2 protein-coding genes are annotated in these 1426 nt (G+C 74.2%); both read right to left on the bottom strand.

Annotation, left to right across the window (positions count from 1 at the left end; genetic code table 11):
- A partial coding sequence (locus tag LFA75_RS23630; RefSeq protein WP_225236161.1) for a sulfite exporter TauE/SafE family protein occupies positions 1 to 855 on the bottom strand: 855 nt, incomplete at its 3' end.
- A gap of 4 nt (positions 856 to 859) precedes the next feature.
- A partial coding sequence (locus LFA75_RS23625; protein ID WP_225236160.1) for a rhodanese-like domain-containing protein occupies positions 860 to 1426 on the bottom strand: 567 nt, incomplete at its 5' end.

The following is a 1426-nucleotide window of genomic DNA, read 5'->3' as shown; positions in this document are numbered from 1 at the left end:
GACGATCCCGGCGTGGCGGAGGGGGCAGCGCGGCACGAACGCCGTGCAGGTCCCCATCGCTGCGGCCACGCCGAGCACGGCGATCAGTGCCGGGAGCCGCGCGCCGTCCGGTGCCTCCTGGACGAGCACGAAGGCGCCCATGGCCAGGACGAACCACCCGAACGCCCGGCGCAGCGCATCGGCCGGGATGCGGTCGACCACCCGGGCCCCGAGCAGGCTCCCGACGACAGCGGCGACGGTGACCGCACCCACGAGGGCCCAGTCGATCGACACGGTGGCCAGGTAGCCGCTCAGCCCGGCGAAGGACTTCATGGCGATGACCAGCAGGGACGTGCCCACGGCCACGCCCATCGGCAGCCCGCCGAGCAGGGCCAGCGCCGGGACGACGAGGAAACCGCCGCCCGCGCCGACGAGGCCGGTGACCAGGCCGACGACGACGCCGTCGAGCAGTACCCGGCCCACGGGGAGCTCGGAGTGCGACTTGGCCGGGTCGACGTCCTGGCGGCCGCGCAGCATGGCCACCGCCGTGGCGACCATCATCAGGGCGAAGGCGATCATCAGCAGTTGCCCGGGGAGGTGGCCGCCGACGAACCCGCCCGCCAGCGCGCCGGCCATGCCGGCAGCCCCGAAGAGCAGGCCGGTGCGCCAGCGGACGCGCCCGGCGCGGGCGTGGCCGACCACGCTCACCGCCGCGGTGACGCCGACGACCACGAGCGAGGCGGCGATCGCCTCCTTGGCGTCCATGCCGGCCACGTAGACCAGCAGCGGCACCATCAGGATCGAGCCGCCACCGCCGAGCAGCCCCAGGGTGACTCCGACGACGACAGCCAGTGCGACGGTGAGCGCGATCAGCACCGGGTCACCGCTTCCGGGTGAGCTGGTCCAGCGCCGAGCCGGTGGCGCGGGCGCCCCGCTTGTTCCACGGCATCTTCGCCAGCGCCATGCCCATGGCGCAGGTGTTGGAGACGGCGGCGAAGACCAGCCCGCCGCCGACGAAGCCGGACAGCCACTTCGCCTTGGGGGCGACCGTGCTGCCCACGATCCCGGCGACGACGAGGGATCCGGCGGCCAGGCGGACCTGGCGCTCGAGCTCCCAGCTCTGGCGGCCGCGGTTCACCGTGCCGCCGGTCTTCTCCCAGTCCACGATGCCGCCGGAGAGGACGGCGGGGGAGGAAAGGCCAGCCGCCTGCAGGGCCTCCTGCGCCTGGCCAGCCCGGGCGCCGGAGCGGCAGACGAGGACGACGTCGTGGTGGTCGTCCAGGACCGTGCGGAGCTCGTCGAGCGAGCCCTTCAGCTCGTCCAGGGGGACGTTGACCGCGCCGGGGATGTGGCCGGCCTCGAACTCTGACGGTGTGCGGACATCGATCAGCGTGGGGTCCGGGTCCGAGTTGTTGCCGAGGCGCTCGGCGAGGGTGGGGGCGTCGAC

The sequence above is a fragment of the Klenkia terrae genome (genome assembly GCF_900491935.1).
In the GTDB taxonomy this organism is placed as follows: Bacteria; Actinomycetota; Actinomycetes; order Mycobacteriales; family Geodermatophilaceae; genus Klenkia; species Klenkia terrae.
This window is presented reverse-complemented; position numbering and strand designations above follow the sequence as displayed.